Source organism: Agarivorans sp. QJM3NY_29 (assembly GCF_050870835.2).
Taxonomy (GTDB): Bacteria; Pseudomonadota; Gammaproteobacteria; order Enterobacterales; family Celerinatantimonadaceae; genus Agarivorans.
In genome coordinates, this window is the sequence record NZ_CP194036.2 from 917208 (window position 1) to 930781 (window position 13574).

Here is a 13574-nt window from a genome sequence, read left to right on the forward strand (position 1 = left end):
TTCGCTTATCGTGGCACGATGCTACAGATCTCATTTTTTGAGGTCTCTCGAGTGTGCCGAAATATTGTAACGATCCAGTTCTTTGCAAATCTCATTGATTCAGGGAAACTACTGTTCAAACAAAGTGAGATAAGCATGTGGAAATGGATAGTTTAGATTTAAAGATCCTGTCAATTTATCGCAAAGACACTAAAAAGAGCGCTGAGTATATCGGTTCCATGGTGGGTTTGTCGGCTTCTGCCGTTCAACGTCGGATTAAGCAATTACGAAGTAGCGGCATGATTGATAAAGAAATCGCGGAGTTGAATGCCGAGAAATTCGGAATTCAAATGCAGTTTATTATTCATGTGGATCTGATCGATGAGCGAAATACCGATATTGGTCGCTTCGAAAATAAGATGCGAATTCATCCTTGCGTACTGCAATGTTATTACGTTACCGGGCAAAGTGATTTTTGTTTGCTGATTGCAGTGAAGAGTGTGGCTGAGTTTGATTCATTTACTCAAAACATGTTGATGGATGATGACAATGTTCGAAGTTTTACTTCTTCGTTAATTATTCGCCAATCGAAACAGGACGCTTCAGCTTTTATCGAGCAACTGTTGGAGTAGTTGTTGGTGTTTCAGATGACGAAAATATGCGTGTTTTGCTGATTTTAAGCCGGATTTGTGCAGCTTTTTTATAAACAATGGCGCTATTGATTACCTCTTTCTCTTAGCATATTAAGACTCATTTTAGTGAAGGAAATACAATCATGTCTGAGATTATGGAAGTGCTGACACCTGATAGTGATGTATCGGGAAGCCTTCGAAAAAAAGCGCAAATTGTGACCGATTTTGACGATAATCTGCGCTCTTGTGTCAACAACTTACATGCCACCTTAAATGATGTTCGCCATAGGCTCGGATTTGGTCGAGCTTTAGCTGCGCCACAAACGGGGCTGTCTTTAAGGATTATTGTGGTTAACTTGGGGGCTGCGCCAATCACCTTGATTAACCCGGAAATCACTTGGCGCAGTGACGCTATGCAGTCGGTTTGGGATGACTGTTTAAGTACCCCAGAACTGATCGTTAAAATCCAACGGCATCAAAGCATTAGCCTCAAATACCAAAATATTCACGGTGAGTTTCGTGATTGGAATGAGCTTCCGGCCGATTATTCGGAGCTATTGCAACATGAGTATGAACATCTCGATGGCGTGTTGATGATTGACCACGCGAAGGGAGATAACGTGTTACCGTCAGCGCAGAAATCGAGGGTTTGCCCACCAGTGGCGGAGTCGAGGATCTCTTTAAGTAAAATCCAGAGGGCACACCAGCATATCAACCCCTTGTTTACCCAGTCTCGGTTATTCCGTTCGTCCTTTTTAAGCCAAGCTTGCAAGGCCAATATCTGGCTTAAAGATGAAACCGATAATCCGATTGCTTGTTTTAAGGGGCGAGGAGCTGAACACTACCTCTCTACAGTATTCAGTCCTGAGGATAAACGGCCAATTGTTTGTGCGAGTGCCGGTAATTGGGGACTTGCACTGGCTTGGAGTTGTCAGCAGCGAAAACGCCCGCTAGAGGTTTTTGTTCCGAGCAATGCGAACCCGCTTAAGGTTTCTAAAATCAAAGCATTAGGCGCTAAGATTCAGCACTATGGTGATGATTTTGATAGCGCCAAAGAGCAAGCCAAGCTGTATAGCCAACAGCATGCTTATTGTTTTCTGGAAGACGGTAAAGAGGTGGCTGTTTCAGAAGGCGCTGGAAGCATTGGGGTTGAGTTACTCAGCAAGGGCCAGCATTTCGATGCGGTATATATTCCGCTGGGAAATGGGGCCTTGATCAACGGTGTTGCGCGCTGGATAAAAGCATCCTCGCCGAGTACCCAGATTATCGGTGTTGTTCCCAAAGGTGCCGATTCAATGTATTGCAGCTGGCTACAATCTCGTGCGGTTGAGCGTGATTCGGTGAATACGATTGCCGATGGGCTTGCCGTAAGAAGCCCCATTCCGGAAGCGGTGATGGACATGCAAGGTTTGGTAGACAAGGTGATTTTAGTTGATGACCCGCAGATCCAGAGGGCTATGGAAGATGCCGAAACTGCCGATTCGTTGAGATTAGAGCCTTCTGGTGCGGTTGCTATCGCTGGCGTGATTGCAATGAGCGAAGAGCAAGCGCTACAAGGTCATATCGCTGTATTGCTTACCGGAGCAAATCGCGCCTAAGCCGTTTCAGCGACTGCTTATACCAATTTGATTCATTGTATTATCAGCCGCGTTGAATAAATCTGCTGATAAAGAGGCATGAATAGCTGTAACTAGTGGCTCTAATTACAAGGTTTATAACGAAGTTAGCGGTGATTTAGGCCAGTAAAAATGCGCGGTTCATTAGTTAGATTGGTATTATATCGGGTTTGATATAAAACCTCCTGTCGACCGTTGTCAGTCGACAGGAGGTTTACGAATTAGCTTGAATGTTATGACATTTGATACGAGTGAGTTGATATTTCGTTCTTATATCTGTTGTTCCGCTTCGGGTCATCGATTATGGCTGAAAGATCAGCGCCCAGTTTTGGGAGCGTCATTTCATGTTAGCTATATAACCAATAATTTTTAAGCGAGGAGTATTGCGCTAAAGATTTCCCTAGATATTTCCATCCTTAGAGCCCCTCGGCTATTTTTACGATGCTCTCGTTGCTGGCGTATCATTCGCTGTTTTGCTGAAACACTACCATTGAACCCAGACGCAAGCATATTTTTACGTAATGGTGGAATATCTACGCGAGCAATCGCTTTATTGTTAACCACTGCTTGGGCAGGTACCGGATAAAGTTTACGCGGCATGAGGTATTTCAATTTGTTTACCAGCGCGGTGCCGCGCTGAAATGAGCTATCGCGAAGGCTAATAAAGGTTAATGCATCGACAACTTGGGTATCGATATGAATATCAACTCTAACTAGCTCTGAGCGTTTGTAACCATCTGGTTTATAGTCAAGCGTTGCATAGCCTTTGCTGGCAGATTTAAGCTCACTAAAAAAGCCATTAATCATCATTGCTAGGGGCATGCTGTATTCGATGAGAACGTCATCATCGGAAAGGTAGGACATATTCATATAGTCCCCCATTTTGCTGTCACACAATTCTAGAACTCTTCCCGAAAAACGAGAGGGGGTGCTAATGCTCACCCTTACTAAGGGTTCTTCGGCATAGTTTAGAACATCGTGAGATGGAAACAGAGCTGGATTATCGACTTCTAGAATCGTGTTATTTTTTAAAATACACCGGTAATTCACGGTTGGTGCAGTGGTGATTACGTGTTGTTGATATTCCCTTTTAAGGCGTTCTTCAATTATTTCTCGATGCAGCATGCCGAGAAATCCGCAACGAAATCCAGCGCCTAAAGACTCTGATACGTGAGGCTCTACGGAGAGTGAGGCATCATTCAGTTGTAGTTTTTGCATCGCATACCTCAGGTTTTCAGCATTGCCTTGTAGGTCGGGATAAATGCCGCAAAAAACCATTGGTTTTATTTCTGTGAACTTTTGCACTAGCTCTGTTGCCGGCTGGTGGCGTGATGTTATTGTATCTCCAACATGCACCGCGCGAATATCTTTTATAGCCCCAGTGATATAGCCTACATCACCCGTATTGAGTCTTCGAGTCGGGGTCATTTGGGGCATGAAATAACCCGTCTCAATCACTTCAAATGACTGACCTGTCGATATGAATTTAAGTGTTTCCTTTGGCGATAGTTTGCCATCCATTATTCTTACATGCAGGATCGCACCACGGTAACAGTCGTAGTGAGAGTCAAAAATATAGGCTCTTAGAGGGTTTTTGGGATTGCTCCTGGGGCTAGGGAATCGTTTTGGGATCGTGTCAAGCAAGGCTTCAACACCCTCTCCGGTTCTTGCTGACAAGTGCATGATATGTTGTAGGGCAAGGCCATCAATTGCCGATAGCTGCGTCATCACCCGCGCAAGATCAGCCTGAGGGCTGTCAATTTTATTCACGACAGGCAATATTGTGAGCCCATGTTGTTGAGCAAGACGCAAGTTAGCCAGTGTTTGTGCTTGTACACCTTGAGTCGCGTCAATCAGTAGGATAGCACCTTCACAGGCAGTAATGCTGCGGGATACTTCAGAAGAAAAATCGACATGACCTGGGGTGTCAACAAGATTGAATTGCCACTTTTTTCCAGTTTTGTCTTGCCAGAGCATGTGAACGGTTTGCAGTTTAACCGTAATCCCTCGTTCTTGTTCGATATCCATCGAATCTAATATTTGATCTTTCATTTCACGGGCTGTGAGGGTATGGGTGTATTCGATCATGCGGTCGGCAAGGGTTGATTTGCCGTGATCGATATGGGCGATGATGCAGAAATTACGAGTGTTAGAATTATTCATTGAATGGAGCCTTGTATCAATATGGGGAACCCACAGAAAATCAGCATTTCTAAAGGAAGTGCTAGGGGGAGCGTGGCGCCATGAAAGCGCGTTTTGATACATTTTTTAGCCGTCGGCATGATAAAACGGCTAAAATTTTCAGTCAATTATTTTTATCGTAGGGAGATCCTGTCATTTTTGTGGGTGTGAAAAGCGTTTGGTGGCATGGCGGTGGTATAATGCCTTACTCCATACTGTTTGATCATGTGGTGACCAGAAAGCAATAAGGGAGATTCGATTGTCGACCCTCGCTTAGTTAAAAAATACCATTGTTTCCTCTGTAATAGATAAGGAATGACATGAACGCAGAAATGACGATCCTCGAGTGGACCGATACCGCGATTGGCCATCGACTGTGGCTGGAAAAACAAAGCTATTCTAGTACTAGATTATGCTTGAAAGTGGTGAAAGATGTGGTGCCGGAAATTTTATATCTCGATTTAGTGATGTGTCATGATAAGGCGGTAAAAGCGTGGCAAGGTCAAGCCTTCGCGGTATCTTCAGTGTTTGATGATGGCCACTTGTATTCTCAAGTTCGTTGTTTACTGAATCTAAGTGATGGCTGTGTGCTCTGGTTAGTTAATCATATTAAGCTACCCAATGGTCAAAAGATGTCGGCAGATAAGCTGACTTTTGTACCAGGTATGCGCTGTGTGAATGGTGCCTTAGCCGCCATTGATTAACTGCAATTATAAGCAATTCAAGCGGTGAAAGCCTTTGCCTAAGCTGTCGCAATAATAGTCGTTTATGATTGTTTTATGCCATCTACAGCCACCGTGCCCTTGGCTTATCTCGAATACTTATTCAATCGCTTGTTTGTTGTTGGCTCTGATGAGATTGATGATGGTATAGGAATTGACCAAGATAAAGGTTGTTTCCATCATCGTGCCACCAATGGAGCCCAACAACAGGTTGTTGCCTAACCAACAAAAGGAGTTGAATAGAAGCAAGGCGCGAAGTTTTAAGCCTTCCGTTTTAAATAGCCCCCAAGTCGCTAAGGACGTACCAATAATGGGGAGCAGTTCATAGGGGTTATGCATCGCCAGCACACTCATTAACCACAACAGGGCAATAAAACTCCACATGACGCCGCTGGACTGAGTTTTGCTCGACGCATAGGTTCTTAACGCGCTAATGGCACTGGCAAACACCGCCGTATAAGCCCCCATTAATATAAAGTGACCACACAGCACAATTTGAAAAATGGTCAGTCGGCGTCTAAATGCATGGCCATCTTGGGTAAAAAAGGCACTGATACCGATTAGGAAAGCGATCAGGCCGACAACTTGCGCTAGGTTTAATTCTGGCATGATAATTCCCTTAAATTTGACTGAATTGCAATTGCTCGCGTAAGTAGTGAGCGGCTAACTCGGGGCTGTTTAATATGCTTATATTTGGTTGTTGAATATATTGAGTCGCATGGGCCATCGAAGCCTGTGCAAGTACAATGACATCATCATCGAGACGCTGTTGATTGATGTGTTGGGCAATGGTACGTGCATAGTTGTCGGTGTCGCCCGCCAGATAATAGGACCAGGCTTGAGGGATCAGTTCGGCGTTTACTCTGGGGTTTTTCGCCTGTTGTTGGGCACAGCTGGCGATTAGCTCAAGGGTTGGAGTGAGTGTGCTTTGCAGCGCGGCAAATACTCGCACTCGCTGGGCTTGAACCGCTTGATTGGCCATGGGACGGTCGACTCGGATCACTCGGGCGGACACATTCGGGGTATTTTCTGCAATGTCTCCGATGGTTGAGCAGGTACATACAATCAGCTCTGCGCCTGCCTGTGCGATTTGTTGTATTACTTGTTGTACAGCTTTAATCAGCTGTTCACTTAAGCCTTGCTCGATGGCTCTTTGTAGTAATTCGGGGTGAACATAGTGCTTGATATCGAGTTTGTTCATCTCTAAGTGTTGCTCAAGGTAGGGTTTAAACAGGGCGATATTGGCCTCTAGAGTATAGAGCAGAGCTAGTTTCATGCGGTCTTGCCTCATCCCCTGTGAATCTGGAGATCATGGTTGATTTTACTGGATAAATAAAGGTTTATTATGGAAGCTTTTTGGCTTGAAGCAAGCAGTATACTCGTTCTTCAGTGGTGAAAGCGCTTGTTCCTTAAGCTGAGCATATACACCTCCAGCATCCATGGCGATCGGTTTTATGGTTTTCCGTGCCGTGCGCAAAGATTGCAGTTGCCCATATTTGAAACAATTCTTCGCCATCTTTGGATGGCCGATTATTGCGAAGCGGGTATTCGCTTCGCAATGATATAGGTTTGTTTAGCAATGCATCCTTCGACGCCCCACCTTCGGAGTCGGCTTGTTTATAGGGAAGCCACGGCCGCGCGAGCGCCTGTTTGACAAATGATTTGGTAGGCTTTGCTGATTTCGGCAACCAAATGATGATGATTCACAAGCTCTTTACCGAAGACGGATTCAAGTCCTAGCAGGGCTTTGACTCGTGATGCTTGTTCTGGATGTGCTTGGTAAATCGCTTTTAATTGCTCTGCCATCGGATCTCGAACCTCTATGGGCTGTTGGTTTTCATCTTCGCCACCGACGTATTTCATCCAAGCAGCGATGCCCATTGCTAACCATTTGTAGTCTGAGCCTTGGTTTAAGTGATAACGCAAGGCGCTACCAAAACGCTGTGGGATTTTTTGGCTACCATCCATAGCGATTTGCCAAGTTTGATGTTTTAAACTTGGATTACTAAAACGTTCTATCAGTTGCTTGGCGTAGGCAAGCAAATCGGTACCCTCTGGCATGTTTAAAGTCGGAGCTTGAGCTTTGATCATTAAATCGAAAGCGGCTTGGCGGTAACTCTCATTGCTCATGGTATCGGAAATATGTTGATACCCTCCCAGATAGCCGAGATAAGCGAGGAAGGAATGGCTGCCGTTTAACATGCGTAGTTTCATTTCTTCGAAGGGAACCACGTTGCTTACAAATTCTGCACCGGCGATATCCCAATCAGGACGCCCATTAACAAAATTATCTTCAATCACCCATTGTTTAAAGGGTTCACAGGCGATACCACAGGGATCGGCGACGCCAAGTTGTTGGCTGATTTCTTCCAAGGTTTCGGCGGTTGCCGCAGGAACGATACGATCAACCATGGTACAGGGAAAGCTTACTTCTGCTTCGATCCAAGCGGCAAGCTCTTGATCAACCGCTTGGGCAAAATCGAGTACGGCGGCGCGGGCAACATGACCGTTTTCTTGAACATTATCGCAAGACATAACCGTAAAGGCGCGCCGACCTAAATCGCGCCGCATTCTCAAGGCTTCAACGATATAGGCGATGGCCGAACTCGGTTGTCGAGGATTAGCCAGATCGGTGGCTATCAACGAATTATTGAGATCTAAACGACCGCTTGTCGGATCGACACAGTAACCTTTCTCGGTGATGGTCATCGAGATAATTGCTACTTGTGGCTCGGCCATCTTCGCTAATACCGCCTGCGAGCCTTCAAAGCTGGGATGCAAGGATTCGGTTACTGAAGCGATGAGTTTCACGGTGGTTTCGGTAGCCCCTTTTTCGCTAACCGTATATAGATGATCTTGTTGGCGGAGTTGGCGGATTAGTTCCTCTCCGCCAAATAGGTTGATCTCGCAGATCCCCCAATCACTGCTGGATTTATCTAATACTTCGTTGGTGAATAAGGCTTGATGGGCACGATGAAAGGCGCCAAAACCAAGATGGACAATGCGACTTTTCAGATTTAATCGAGGGTAGCTCGGGCGGAGTACTCCAGCCTTAAGAGTGGTATTAGCAATATTGTTCATGATTTTTCCTTATTTTCCGTCAGTCAAACTGGCGGAATATTTTTCGATAATAAAATTCATTTTTGATTGAGTCTTCAAGTCTCACCCTTCCCCCCTGGAGGCAAAGGTTGCTTTGTGAAATCGAGTCCACTGTATTTGCGCGATAATCGAGGCTGCATAGAAGCACCTTTGTTGTTTCATTGCTTTGTTGGTGAGTTTGCTAAGCATCGAGCTGTGGAGAAATCGCATAGCAGTCGTCGATAAAGATCGCCCTCGGTTCATTGAATTTGTTAACTTTGGTATACCAATTGTTAGTTGTTTTCCATTTGAGCGAATAAAGTAACTAGTGATAAATTTGGTTGAGCAGTTATTTTTAACGATAAATGGTCTTGGGCTTCTTTAGGTCAGGATTATAAGGAAATACCATGAAACAGATGGTGATCGGTGTCACGTAATTGGTTAACCAAAATGTTGTTTTTATGAATATTGGTCGGTAATTTGTGGATATTGGTTTGACATTGCGTTGTTTTATCGCGAATATGTGCGTCGAAGCTGAATCAAATCGAACTTACAAGCTTTGAGATTTCTACTGCTCGAGAGTAAAGCGATGAAGCTGGCTCTGCTTTGGCCGCTGTGAGTGCTATACAGCAATAAACGGCGATGCAACTGAAGTATTTCGGCCTAGAACGCGTGGCTCTGCCGCTGTATTGATGATTTCTTTAGGGCGATTGGGGAAGCCAGCTGTTGAGCCGATGAAGGCTATTAATTCAATTGATTATTGAAACATGAAAACAAGGTGTTACGGCAGTTTTAGATAAACAGGTTGACCAATTTGCTTGGGCCATTATGATGAACGCATAATGTAATGGACAATAGTGATAAGCAGATCATGATGCTTTTTGAACCGAAACGACCGTATCAGGAACTCGGTCTAATACTGAGACAAGAATTAATGGATGGTCATTACCAAGTGGGTGACCGTCTACAACCTGAGCGTGAGATTGCCGAAAGGCTTCAGGTGAGTCGCACCGTGGTGCGTGAAGCCATTATTATGCTGGAGTTGGAAAATTTAGTTGAAGTCAAGAAAGGTTCTGGGGTTTACGTTGTGAATATTCCGGACCAATCGAATGGCCGTGAAAATATGATGAAAGATGATGCAGGCCCTTTTGAAATGCTGCAAGCTCGGCAATTACTCGAGAGTAATATTGCTGAATTTGCGGCGATTCAAGTAACTCCAGGCGATATCGTGAAGATGCGGGCGGCTTTAGAGCTGGAACGCAAAGAACTGGCCGAAGGCTCTTGTAATAGCAGTGGCGATGAGTTGTTTCATTTAAGCATTGCCGAGGCGACGCAAAACTCGGTTTTGGTGGATATGCTGAAGCATTCTTGGGATCGCAGAGAACAAAGTCCAATGTGGAAAGTTCTTCATTCATACATTACTGATACGGCTTATCGTGAAGAGTGGCTTGCTGACCACGCCCGTATTTTGGCGGCGATGCAACGTAAAGATCCGATAGCGGCTAAAAATGCCATGTGGCAACACCTTGAAAATGTAAAACAGCGACTATTGGAGCTCTCAGACATTGACGACCCCAGTTTTGACGGCTATTTGTTTAGCTCGAATCCGGTGGTGTCGTTGGGGAAATGATGATCGGCCCCTGTTGGTTCTCCAAAATTGCTATGACTTAAATTTTGCAATGAATTGCTATTTTTAGTTTGTTTCATCGTTGGCACTACGATGGTGAAGTAAATTGATTATATAGATAAAAAGGTGGTTGTAATGGAACAAACTTGGCGTTGGTATGGTCCCAATGATCTGGTGTCTCTCGACGATATTCGTCAGGCGGGGGCGACCGGAATTGTGAATGCTTTGCACCATATTCCTAATGGGGAAGTATGGAGTAAACCGGAAATTCTAAAGCGTAAGCAAATCATCGAAGCGAAAGGTTTAAGCTGGTCGGTGGTAGAGAGTGTTCCGGTACATGAAGATATCAAAACTCAAACCGGTGATTACCAACAATGGATCGAAAACTACAAGCAAACCCTGACTAATTTGGCGCAGTGTGGCATCGATACGGTATGTTATAATTTCATGCCTGTTTTAGATTGGACTCGCACTGATTTGGCATTCGAAATGCCTGATGGTTCCAAAGCGCTACGCTTCGATCAAATCGCTTTTGCCGCGTTTGAGCTACATATTCTTAAACGACCAGCGGCCGAAAAAGATTATTCCGCTGATGAGCAACAACAGGCGCTGGCATATTTTCAGCAAATGTCTGAACAAGATGTGATTAAACTGACCAGCAATATTATTGCAGGTTTGCCGGGCGCAGAAGAGGGCTATACGCTCACCGAGTTTCAGGCTCAGTTGGACCGTTACGCGGGTATTACTAAAGATCGTTTGCGTGAACACATGGTTTATTTTTTACAGCAGTTAATGCCTGTTTGCGAAGCTTATGGTTTGAGAATGGCGGTTCATCCGGACGATCCACCACGACCTATTCTAGGTTTGCCGCGCATCGTATCTACCATTGAAGACATTAATTTTCTCACTGAACAAGTTCCCAGTAAAATGAATGGGATTACCATGTGTACTGGCTCTTATGGGGTACGTGGTGACAACGATTTGGTGAATATGATTAAGCAACATGGTGAGCGTGTTTACTTTACTCATCTGCGTTCGACTATGCGTGAAGAGAATTCGAAGAGTTTTCATGAGGCGGCTCATCTTGAGGGTGATGTCGATATGTATCAGGTCGTCATGGCGCTGTTAGCAGAAGAGCATCGCCGTAAACAGCAGGGGGAACAAAGACTGATCCCAATGCGTCCTGATCATGGCCATCAAATGCTCGATGATTTGAATAAAAAAACTAACCCTGGTTATTCGGCAATTGGCCGTTTGAAGGGCCTTGCTGAAGTCCGTGGCCTTGAGCTCGCTTTGCGCCGCGCTTTTTTTTAAGCGGGTTGTTTAGCGAATCTTAAACATTTTCTTAAGCTGGATCTGCTGCTGAGTGCTTATGCCACTTCGCTGTGATTCGATTGCCCGTTTGAGTCTCGAGCGCAGATTTGTGTCTCGCTCGATATTTTGCCGCTACAGTGAAGTGACAGTTGATGAATATTTGTAGTCGGTGCTGATCCATGCGGTGTTCGAAGGGCTAAAACTCGCGTGGTTAGCGGGGCGTCATTTTGGCTAGTTCGATTGGCTCATTAGCTTATGCTTTAGCTGACACTTGAATCGGTCGCCTGCGAATCTATTCTTTGGCTCATCGTCTGAGCGATCAATCATAAAACTTTAATTATAAGTAGGGCGCTACAGATGTAGTGCCTTTTTTACTTACAATATTCACTAGTTTGTCGCTGACTAATTGGCCGGGTGAACGTTGGTTTGCTCTTACGCAGATTTATCTTTATTGTGTGTTATCAAATACTGATAAATTTCATATTTTAACAATTCGTCAACTCAAAGTTACTCGACTGGCTTAAAGCAGCTATATTAGTAGTTGAATTAGTAGTTAAAATTCGTCCTTAAATCGACATATTGAGTGAGTCTGCCGACACTCAGCAATGATATTGGTGGCAGGGAGGTTAGGATGACCGAACAAGAATTGCTTGCCCGGGTTAATGAATTACCGAAAGTTTCGAGCGTGGTGCAAGAGTTAGTGAGTATGCTTAATCACCCTGATTGCGATTTTGCGGTGCTCGCCAAGAAAATCTCGATGGACCAAGTGATTAGCGCACGGGTATTGCGCTTGTCTAACTCCGCTCATTTTGGTCATAGCAGAACGATTGCTTCGGTCAATGAGGCGGTGATCCGTTTGGGGGTTATCCCTTTAAAAACAATGATTGTGGTCTCTTGGTTGACCAATGCTTTCCCCAGATTTAAAACCTTAGACATGAAATTATATTGGGGAGATACCTTCGAGATTGCGATTATCGCCAGTAAAATTGCAAATAAAGTTGGGATCGATGCCAACGAGATGTTTACGGCTGGTATTTTGCACAACATTGGCGACTTGATGATCCATAGCTTGGTACCCGATATTGCCTGCGAAATTCTCGCGAGGGTGGCAGAAGGTGAAGATGAGCTTGAGTTACAACGGCGTTTATTGGGGACGACGACTGCCAAATTGGGCGCGGAATTGGCCCGCAGCTGGAAGTTTGCACCGCGTTTAGTGGATACCATTGAGTTTTATATGAATCCTGATTTAGCGACTATTGAGCCGCTCAGGGCGTTGGTATTGAACTTTGCCTGTAAAGTGCATCGAGACTGGGACTCATTAGAAAGTAAAGCCGCGAAAATCGATTACTTGGTTAGCCATGCCCATTCTGGGCGTTTGATTCTGCCTTCGTCATACTATGTATCGATCGATAAGGTGAGAGGACAGGGGCGTGAAATGGCCGAGCAAATGTCTAGTTAGCTTGTTGTCGCATTTATTGGATTGGTGTTAGCGACCTGTGTTCTAATAGGCGGGTAAACTAGCCAGTGGAAGCCCTTTGTGAGTGCCTCAAGCGAAAAACGTCTAAATAAATTTATCAGTGACTCCGGTTTTTGTTCTCGTCGTGAAGCAGACAAGCTCATTGAGCAGCAGCGAGTCACCATTAATGGCATCAAACCCGAATTGGGAACCAAGGTTCAGCCTACCGATCGGGTTGCCGTGGATGGCAAATTAATTAAAGCCATCGCTAGCAATAAGTCTGATCGGGTTTATATCGCTTACAATAAACCGATTGGGATCACCAGCACCACCGAGCGTCATGTGAAAGGTAATATCATCGACGCTATTGCTCATAAACAGCGTATTTTTCCGATTGGTCGACTGGATAAGCCCTCTGAAGGTTTAATTTTTCTAACCAGTGATGGCGACATCGTTAACAAAATTTTGCGCGCTGAGAATGCCCACGATAAAGAATATGTGGTGACTGTGGATAAACCGCTGAGTGAGCGTTTTGTGGAGCGAATGTCACGCGGCGTACCGATCCTCGATACGGTTACCAAGCCCTGCAAGGTCAAAGTAAATAGCAAATTTGTGTTTACTATTATTCTCACCCAAGGACTCAATCGACAAATTCGTCGGATGTGTGAATACCTCGGCTATGAGGTGCTGAAGCTCAAGCGTACCCGGATTATGAATGTGCGTTTAGATGATTTACGACCGGGGCAGTGGCGTAATTTAACCGAAGCTGAAATGTCTGAAATTAATCAGGCGGTGGCTCACTCGAGTAAAACGGCGGTTGAAGCGAGCAAATCTGGCGCTAAAACAGTATGGCATAACAAACAAGCGACGAGCACTCATCGGCTGAAGAATGCTCCCAAAAACAGTGGCAAAACCACGCTGAGTTTAAAGAAAAAACCACGTTGAGAACGGTTCGTGTGGATAACTGAA

The 13574-nt window shown here is 44.9% G+C and carries 11 protein-coding genes; 7 read left to right on the forward strand and 4 right to left on the reverse strand.

All coding sequences use genetic code 11. The features are described 5' to 3' along the window. The first annotated feature begins 143 nt into the window (after positions 1-143). Entirely contained in the window at positions 144-611 is a 468-nt protein-coding gene (locus ACRRS0_RS04155) for an Lrp/AsnC family transcriptional regulator (RefSeq protein ID WP_432454483.1), read from the forward strand. A gap of 143 nt (positions 612-754) precedes the next feature. After that, complete coding sequence (locus ACRRS0_RS04160; protein WP_432454482.1) at positions 755-2209, forward strand: pyridoxal-phosphate dependent enzyme; 1455 nt, start codon at positions 755-757, stop codon at positions 2207-2209. Positions 2210-2596: 387 nt separating this feature from the next. On the opposite strand, the gene lepA is transcribed toward ACRRS0_RS04160, so the two are convergent. Continuing rightward, on the reverse strand, positions 2597-4390 hold the full coding sequence (gene lepA / locus ACRRS0_RS04165; RefSeq protein ID WP_432454481.1) for a translation elongation factor 4: 1794 nt from the start codon (positions 4388-4390) through the stop codon (positions 2597-2599). A gap of 338 nt (positions 4391-4728) precedes the next feature. Here lepA and ACRRS0_RS04170 point away from each other — a divergent pair, with 338 nt between their 5' ends. Next, positions 4729-5112 (forward strand): hypothetical protein, encoded by a 384-nt coding sequence (locus tag ACRRS0_RS04170; RefSeq protein WP_432454480.1) that lies wholly within the window; start codon positions 4729-4731, stop codon positions 5110-5112. Positions 5113-5229: 117 nt separating this feature from the next. Here ACRRS0_RS04170 and ACRRS0_RS04175 read toward each other — a convergent pair whose 3' ends face one another. The 3 genes from ACRRS0_RS04175 to ACRRS0_RS04185 all read right to left on the reverse strand — a co-directional run bounded on the left by ACRRS0_RS04175 (position 5230) and on the right by ACRRS0_RS04185 (position 8211). Next, positions 5230-5739, reverse strand: coding sequence for a YgjV family protein (locus tag ACRRS0_RS04175; RefSeq protein ID WP_432454479.1), 510 nt, complete (start codon positions 5737-5739; stop codon positions 5230-5232). 10 nt (positions 5740-5749) lie between these two features. Further along, positions 5750-6406: a hypothetical protein gene (locus tag ACRRS0_RS04180; protein WP_432454478.1), complete on the reverse strand. Its 657-nt coding sequence runs from the start codon at positions 6404-6406 to the stop codon at positions 5750-5752. Between the two features lie 341 nt (positions 6407-6747). Continuing rightward, the gene (locus ACRRS0_RS04185; protein ID WP_432454477.1) at positions 6748-8211 is read right to left on the reverse strand and encodes a fructuronate reductase; all 1464 of its coding nucleotides are present in this window, start codon (positions 8209-8211) and stop codon (positions 6748-6750) included. A gap of 844 nt (positions 8212-9055) precedes the next feature. Here ACRRS0_RS04185 and ACRRS0_RS04190 point away from each other — a divergent pair. The 4 genes from ACRRS0_RS04190 (at position 9056) to rluF (ending at position 13550) form a co-directional block, all read left to right on the forward strand. Beyond that, positions 9056-9838, forward strand: coding sequence for an FCD domain-containing protein (locus ACRRS0_RS04190; RefSeq protein ID WP_432454476.1), 783 nt, complete (start codon positions 9056-9058; stop codon positions 9836-9838). Positions 9839-9970: 132 nt separating this feature from the next. Next, positions 9971-11149, forward strand: coding sequence for a mannonate dehydratase (gene uxuA / locus ACRRS0_RS04195; RefSeq protein ID WP_432454475.1), 1179 nt, complete (start codon positions 9971-9973; stop codon positions 11147-11149). A 631-nt stretch (positions 11150-11780) separates the two neighbouring features. Continuing rightward, entirely contained in the window at positions 11781-12608 is an 828-nt protein-coding gene (locus ACRRS0_RS04200) for an HDOD domain-containing protein (RefSeq protein ID WP_432454474.1), read from the forward strand. A gap of 78 nt (positions 12609-12686) precedes the next feature. Beyond that, on the forward strand, positions 12687-13550 hold the full coding sequence (gene rluF / locus ACRRS0_RS04205; RefSeq protein ID WP_432454473.1) for a 23S rRNA pseudouridine(2604) synthase RluF: 864 nt from the start codon (positions 12687-12689) through the stop codon (positions 13548-13550). The last annotated feature ends 24 nt before the right edge of the window (positions 13551-13574 follow it).

Excerpts from the sequence above, each read along its gene's own strand:
- uxuA (WP_432454475.1), top strand. The coding sequence starts at position 9,971 with ATGGAACAAACTTGGCGTTGGTATGGTCCCAATGATCTGGTGTCTCTC.
- ACRRS0_RS04190 (WP_432454476.1), top strand. The coding sequence starts at position 9,056 with ATGGACAATAGTGATAAGCAGATCATGATGCTTTTTGAACCGAAACGA.
- ACRRS0_RS04180 (WP_432454478.1), bottom strand. The coding sequence starts at position 6,406 with ATGAAACTAGCTCTGCTCTATACTCTAGAGGCCAATATCGCCCTGTTT.
- ACRRS0_RS04185 (WP_432454477.1), bottom strand. The coding sequence starts at position 8,211 with ATGAACAATATTGCTAATACCACTCTTAAGGCTGGAGTACTCCGCCCG.
- ACRRS0_RS04160 (WP_432454482.1), top strand. The coding sequence starts at position 755 with ATGTCTGAGATTATGGAAGTGCTGACACCTGATAGTGATGTATCGGGA.
- ACRRS0_RS04175 (WP_432454479.1), bottom strand. The coding sequence starts at position 5,739 with ATGCCAGAATTAAACCTAGCGCAAGTTGTCGGCCTGATCGCTTTCCTA.
- lepA (WP_432454481.1), bottom strand. The coding sequence starts at position 4,390 with ATGAATAATTCTAACACTCGTAATTTCTGCATCATCGCCCATATCGAT.
- ACRRS0_RS04200 (WP_432454474.1), top strand. The coding sequence starts at position 11,781 with ATGACCGAACAAGAATTGCTTGCCCGGGTTAATGAATTACCGAAAGTT.
- ACRRS0_RS04155 (WP_432454483.1), top strand. The coding sequence starts at position 144 with ATGGATAGTTTAGATTTAAAGATCCTGTCAATTTATCGCAAAGACACT.
- ACRRS0_RS04170 (WP_432454480.1), top strand. The coding sequence starts at position 4,729 with ATGAACGCAGAAATGACGATCCTCGAGTGGACCGATACCGCGATTGGC.